Source organism: Vibrio sp. 10N.261.51.A4 (genome assembly GCF_041471945.1).
GTDB classification, from domain to species: domain Bacteria; phylum Pseudomonadota; class Gammaproteobacteria; order Enterobacterales; family Vibrionaceae; genus Vibrio; species Vibrio crassostreae_C.
In genome coordinates this window covers 1-6,326 of the sequence record NZ_JBFRPJ010000156.1, presented here as the reverse complement: position 1 = coordinate 6,326, position 6,326 = coordinate 1, and the positions used below count along the sequence as shown (strand labels likewise).

General features: G+C 43.7%; 6 protein-coding genes and 4 tRNA genes. 3 read left to right on the top strand and 7 right to left on the bottom strand.

The window, feature by feature from the left end; genetic code table 11:
• The 5 genes from AB4384_RS23455 to AB4384_RS23435 form a co-directional block, all read right to left on the bottom strand.
• Positions 1 to 233: GTP-binding protein (locus AB4384_RS23455; RefSeq protein WP_240698606.1), on the bottom strand; the 233-nt coding region annotated here is incomplete at its 3' end.
• A 95-nt stretch (positions 234 to 328) separates the two neighbouring features.
• Positions 329 to 404, bottom strand: a tRNA-Thr gene (locus tag AB4384_RS23450).
• Positions 405 to 417: 13 nt separating this feature from the next.
• A tRNA-Gly gene (locus AB4384_RS23445) sits at positions 418 to 492 on the bottom strand.
• Between the two features lie 39 nt (positions 493 to 531).
• Positions 532 to 616, bottom strand: a tRNA-Tyr gene (locus tag AB4384_RS23440).
• A gap of 44 nt (positions 617 to 660) precedes the next feature.
• Positions 661 to 736: transfer RNA gene (locus AB4384_RS23435), tRNA-Thr, on the bottom strand.
• A gap of 210 nt (positions 737 to 946) precedes the next feature.
• Here AB4384_RS23435 and coaA point away from each other — a divergent pair.
• Positions 947 to 1,870: a type I pantothenate kinase gene (gene coaA / locus AB4384_RS23430; RefSeq protein ID WP_017062776.1), complete on the top strand. Its 924-nt coding sequence runs from the start codon at positions 947 to 949 to the stop codon at positions 1,868 to 1,870.
• A gap of 7 nt (positions 1,871 to 1,877) precedes the next feature.
• Here coaA and birA read toward each other — a convergent pair whose 3' ends face one another.
• Positions 1,878 to 2,843, bottom strand: coding sequence for a bifunctional biotin--[acetyl-CoA-carboxylase] ligase/biotin operon repressor BirA (birA, locus tag AB4384_RS23425; RefSeq protein WP_048615138.1), 966 nt, complete (start codon positions 2,841 to 2,843; stop codon positions 1,878 to 1,880).
• Positions 2,840 to 3,886: a UDP-N-acetylmuramate dehydrogenase gene (gene murB / locus AB4384_RS23420; protein WP_372130189.1), complete on the bottom strand. Its 1,047-nt coding sequence runs from the start codon at positions 3,884 to 3,886 to the stop codon at positions 2,840 to 2,842. The genes birA and murB overlap by 4 nt, the downstream gene beginning before the upstream one ends.
• Before the next feature lie 66 nt (positions 3,887 to 3,952).
• Between murB and AB4384_RS23415 the strand changes: the two genes are divergently transcribed.
• Entirely contained in the window at positions 3,953 to 4,384 is a 432-nt protein-coding gene (locus tag AB4384_RS23415; RefSeq protein ID WP_372130188.1) for a GNAT family N-acetyltransferase, read from the top strand.
• A gap of 91 nt (positions 4,385 to 4,475) precedes the next feature.
• On the top strand, positions 4,476 to 5,816 hold the full coding sequence (pssA, locus tag AB4384_RS23410) for a CDP-diacylglycerol--serine O-phosphatidyltransferase (RefSeq protein ID WP_029235079.1): 1,341 nt from the start codon (positions 4,476 to 4,478) through the stop codon (positions 5,814 to 5,816).
• The last annotated feature ends 510 nt before the right edge of the window (positions 5,817 to 6,326 follow it).

The following is a 6,326-nucleotide window of genomic DNA, read 5'->3' as shown; positions in this document are numbered from 1 at the left end:
GCGTAGTGACGTGCTGGAGTATCGTACTCAACGTGAGAAGTTGCGATTGTGATACCGCGCTCACGCTCTTCTGGAGCGTTATCGATAGATGCGAAATCTTTAGCAACACCACCGTACACTTTTGCAAGTGTAGTACAGATAGCAGCAGTTAGAGTTGTTTTACCGTGGTCAACGTGGCCGATAGTACCAACGTTTACGTGCGGTTTCGTACGTTCAAATTTTTCTTTAGACATGGGGTGTCCCTCTAGGTACGGATTAGGTGGCTTAAAATAAGACCACGCAACCAAAAAAAATGGTTTTCTTTATTAAAGGAGAAGAAGCTTTAGACTGGTGCTAATACCCAGAGTCGAACTGGGGACCTCACCCTTACCAAGGGTGCGCTCTACCGACTGAGCTATATCAGCACACAAAATGAGTTGGAGCGTGCAGCGGGAATCGAACCCGCATCATCAGCTTGGAAGGCTGAGGTAATAGCCATTATACGATGCACGCAACACGTAACTCTGTTTGAGCTATTTAACCTTTAGAATATGGTGGAGGGAGACGGATTCGAACCATCGAAGGCAGTGCCGGCAGATTTACAGTCTGCTCCCTTTGGCCACTCGGGAACCCCTCCAAATTTTGAGCTTTCTCTCGCTTGCCTTATAGGAAGGAAGAAAGTGGTGCCGACTACCGGAATCGAACTGGTGACCTACTGATTACAAGTCAGTTGCTCTACCTACTGAGCTAAGTCGGCACAAGTGGGGCGCATTTTATTGAATGATTTTCCACCTTGCAATAGCAAATTGAAAAAAAGTGCAAAATTCTCTGAGCAAACTCCTACATACGGCTATTTAGCTCAAGGTTTACGTCTTTAACCCGCATCTAGTACAGGAAGATATTTTATTTATCTATCGCTTGATGTATTTTCCATGCACTTGTTTTGTTATCCACTATAGAGTTTTGTATGAGCCCATTTATGTCATTTGACCGCGAACGTTGGTCTGAGCTAAGGAATTTAGTTCCGATGACACTTTCTGAGAGCGACTTAAAAGAGCTTCAAGGCATCAATGAAAAGCTCACAATGGAAGAGGCAGTAGAGATCTATCTACCGTTATCTCGTCTATTGAACCTCTATGTGGCAGCCAGACAGAATAGAAACTCGGTACTCCACCAATTTCTAGATAAGAAAGAGAAAGCACCACCTTTTATCATCGGTATTGCGGGTAGCGTAGCCGTTGGCAAAAGTACCACTGCGCGTCTGCTTAAAGCCCTACTCTCTCGCTGGGAAAACCATCCAAAAGTTGAGCTAGTGACAACCGATGGCTTTTTATATCCGAATGAGGTGTTAAAAGAGAAAGGGTTGATGAGCAAAAAGGGCTTTCCGGAGTCTTACGATATCAAGCGTTTAGTGAACTTTGTTTCGGATGTAAAGGCATGCAAGAGAAATGTCACAGCCCCTGTTTACTCGCATCTTACGTACAACATTACTGATGACGTTAAGTGCGTCGACCTACCAGATGTGCTTATTATTGAAGGGCTTAATGTCTTACAAACCGGAATGAATTATCCACACGAACCACATCGCGTGTTTATTTCTGACTTCCTTGATTTCTCACTCTATGTTGACGCTGATAGCCAACAAATCAAAGAGTGGTACGTCAATCGTTTTATGAAATTCCGCGATGGTGCGTTTACTAAGCCTGGCTCTTACTTTAGTCATTACACTAAATTATCGAACCAAGCCGCATTGGATAAAGCAGAAGGTATCTGGAGTTCAATTAATGGCTTGAACCTAGAACAAAATATCCTTCCGACACGAGAAAGGGCTCACCTGATTCTACGTAAAGGCGCAGATCATATGGTTGAAGAAGTGTTACTAAGAAAATAGTAACGCCTTAGTCGCCTTTTCTTAGCGATATCTCGCCACCGATATAGCTCTCAACACCATTCTCAGTTTTGAGCAATACAGCGCCTTGTTCATCGATGCCTTGAACAACACCTTCAATTTCTCTAGGTCCAATGATCAGCCTAACATTGCGACCTAAGAAATTATCCAAGCGGTTCCAACGCTCTACAAAATTGGACATTCCTTTCAACTCATAGTCGACAAGCGATTTATCCCAAGCATTGATCAGAGCCTGCGCTAATTGATTACGGTCAGGCACCTTTCCATCACACACTTCTTTAAGGGAAGTCCATGGCTGGCCAATACCTGATGTTGTTGGATCCATGGATAAGTTTAGCCCTAAACCAATCACAATATGCGCAGCGCCACCCGATTGCCCAGAGAGCTCGACCAAGATACCTGCAAGCTTCTTATCATTGTGGTAGAGGTCGTTAGGCCATTTGAGCTTTACTCCTTCTACACCCATTTCTTCCAAAGCTTCAACAACAGCGACACCAACCACAAGGCTTAAGCCCATTGCGGCAGCCATCCCTGCGTCGAGTCTCCAATACATTGAAAGGTAGAGGTTTGCGCCGAATGGCGATACCCACTCTCGTCCACGGCGTCCACGACCCGCAGCTTGATATTCAGCAATACAGACAGAACCCGATTCGAGGGTGTTAGTACGCTCTAATAGGTGCTGGTTTGTAGAACCTATGATGGGAATGAGTTCAAGAGAAGCATCGCGACTAACTGCAGACAATTTTTCTTGGTCAAGCATATCCAAACGACTGGCTAGCTTGTAACCCTTGCCTTGTACTCGGTAGATATCTAAACCCCACTCTTGAATACCTTTAATGTGCTTACTGATAGCCGCTCGTGATACGCCAATCATTTCACCTAGGTCTTCACCTGAATGAAACTCACCGTCAGCAAGACATCTCAATAGTGCAAGCTTGGTACTGTGCTCTCTCATGCCAATGACTCCAAAGCCTTATCCAAGTTTGTCTCGCAGTCTCGTCCCATAAAGCGCACTTCATGTTCCAATCGAATATCGAATTTATTCAAAACGGACTGGCGCACTCGCTCTGCAAGCTTAATGATATCCACAGCAGAAGCCTCATCATAATTGATAATAACCAATGCTTGGTTGGGGTGAACCTGAGCGCCACCTTCTGTCACACCCTTGAACTGGCATTGATCAATCAGCCAGCCAGCAGCAACTTTGATCATGTCATTACTCTCATAACCAACCATATTTGGATATAGAGCTAACAAGCGATCAAAATGATCTTTGGTGATCACAGGGTTTTTGAAGAAGCTACCCGCATTCCCTTGTACTCTAGGGTCTGGCAGCTTACTTGAACGGATAGCACACACTTCATCAAATATAGTGCGAGGGGAGAGCGTATCGGCTGCTAGGCTTTTTAACGGGCCATAGTGATTGCATGGCTCCCACTCTTTCGGCAACGTTAAACCAATCGCAACAACAATCGCTTTATCGTAGAGAGCGTGTTTGAAAATAGAATCTCGGTAACCAAAGAGACACTCTTCTTTGCTTAATCGCTTAACTGTATAAGTATCCAGACACAGGATATCGACATACTCGCATACGTCTTGTAGCTCAACACCATACGCACCAATATTCTGAATCGGAGCAGAGCCGGAACAGCCGGGTATCATTGCTAGGTTTTCTAGACCACCCAGCTCTTTATCCACACTCCACTCAACCAAGCTTGGCCAATCCTCGCCACCACTCACATGCAGTAGGTGATGACTGTCCGTCTCGGCCAGCTCAATCCCGGCTAATTTATTCACGATGACCAGGCCAGCGAAGTGCTCAGTAAAAAGCATATTACTGCCCTTACCCAGTATTAACTTAGGCAAAGCTGACCATTTAGGGTCTTTGTAAAGCGAAATAAGTTCTTCGGTAGTGGTGACTTCAACCAACGCATCACACGTCTGATCGATGGAAAAAGTATGAACATTTTTTAAACTAGCATTGAGATGGAATTGCATGGCGATATTCAATTAACTTACACTGCGGTCATTCTACAGCAGATAAACCAATGGCGCAGTGACTGAATGAACAATGTCATCATTACTCAATTAGACCCAGTAAAGGTTCCCCTAGTTAAACGTTTCTATAAAGAACATTACCCAACGGGAAAAGCGAATAAGAGTGAACTGATCTATTCGTTATTGCTGAATAACGAACTGTGCGGTGTCGTGCGTTTTCGTACAATAGAAAATAATCGCTTACTTACCGGTATGGCGATATCAAAACAACATCGTGGTCAGCAATTAGGCTCCCAGCTTATGGATTATTGTGCGCAACATACGCTTACGGAAGATGATTACTGCTTTGCGTACGCTCATCTCACCAATTTTTACGCGCGACACAAATTCGTACAAGTAGACCCTAAAGATCTACCAAATGGTTTAAGAGTTTTATACGAGCGCTATTCGAATAGAGGAAAAGATCTCATTCCTATGCATTATCAGCAAAATTGTTAGAGAATGCCTCGATTATCTAGTATTTGGTGCTATCCCTTTGGTAAAATTAAAGGTTCGCAATTTTGCATATTTTTAAGGTAAAACAGTCAATATGATTGCCAGTAGGAATCCATTCATACAGTTGCCAACCATAGCGCAGAATCCTGACAAGTTTGAAGTACTACTATCAGCGCAAGAGTTTCGAACTCGCCTACTTGATGAAATATCTCGCGCAACGACTCGTATTAGTTTAGTCGCTTTGTATCTTGAAGATGATGAGGCTGGCCGTGAGATCCTAACTGCCTTATATGAAGCAAAGCAAAAGAATCCAGAATTAGACGTGAGCGTTTGTGTCGATTGGCACCGGGCGCAGCGTGGATTGATTGGCGCAGAGTCTTCTGAAGGCAATGCAGCCATGTATAAAGAGTTCGCAGAGAAATATCAACATTCTGTGCCTGTCTATGGCATTCCCGTTCGCGGCAAAGAAGTCTTTGGCGTATTGCACTTAAAAGGCTTTATCGTCGATGATAGCGTGATATACAGCGGTGCAAGCCTTAACAATATCTATCTGAATTACCATGACCGCTATCGCTTTGATCGTTACCATGTTTTAAACAATGCAGCTCTTGCTGACTCAATGTTTGCCTACGTACACGAACAGATGGTTGCGGACAGCGCTGTTTATGACCTGGCTGATAAGAACAAGCCTGCGACCAAAGAACTGAAACCAGCGATTCGTCAGTTTCGAGCATCATTGGCAAGGTCTCAGTATCAATTCGAAGGGCAAGAGGTTTCAGCAGAGCAAGTGGCTGTAACACCATTGGTTGGTATCGGTAAAAGACGTAACCGTCTGAATCAGGGAATCAACCAACTCGTCGCTCAAGCTAAAGATGAAATCTTCATCTGCACACCTTACTTCAACTTCCCACCTAGCCTAGCTAAAGAAGTGAAGAAAGCACTTAAGCGTGGCGTAAAGGTCAGCATTGTTGTTGGTGATAAGACAGCGAATGATTTCTTTATCTCACCAGAAGAAGAGTTTAAAACGATTGGTGGTTTGCCATACCTTTACGAACTGAACTTACGCCGTTTCGCTAAAGCGAATGAAGCTCATATTGCTAGCCGTAATCTATCAATTCGACTTTGGCAACACGATTCCAATAGCTTCCACCTAAAGGGCATTTGGGTAGATAAGCGCTACATGCTACTAACAGGTAATAATCTAAATCCACGCGCATGGAAGTTGGATCTAGAGAACGGTATCTTTATCCAAGATAACTACCATCACCTAACAGACAAGTTTCAGGCTGAAGTGGATAACATCCTTCAACACACTCAGCTTATCTGTACTTATAAGCAGTTAGACAAGGTAGAGAGCTACCCGATGGAAGTTCAGAAGTTGATTCGTAAGATCACTCGTGTGAAAGCCGATAGGGTGCTTAAGCAAATACTGTAGTCGATGTATTAGAGACACTATTTATCAACGCCTAGCAAACGCTAGGCGTTTTTGTATCTACGAGATAGCTATTTAGGTTTGTTTGATGGTCTTTCGAATCAACATCTCTATTTATGCATAGTGAGTGTGATAGCTTGAAGTGTTAAGCATCCTACCTTTTCCTTAGTCAGTCTCAGGGTTCCAGATACGTGTATCAGGTATGGTTTAGATAGCAGCTAAACGAGTACCAATACGAACATAATCGACAATTACCCTTTACGTATTCAAGCAATAAAGTCTCACTCCTTAGGGCGAAGTACGTACGCGATAGAGAATTTCACATAGTAAAACAATCAGATTAGTGCTCTGCTCTATTTAGCTTAAGAGTTAGAAGTGACCACCTATATTCCCAAGCAGCACCTCCCGATATATAGAGAAGTACTTCATAGCTAGCGATAAGGATCTACTACTAAAACCCAAAACACATACGCAGGAAACGACGAAAGCCTAGCAGGGCAAGATCATGAAAAA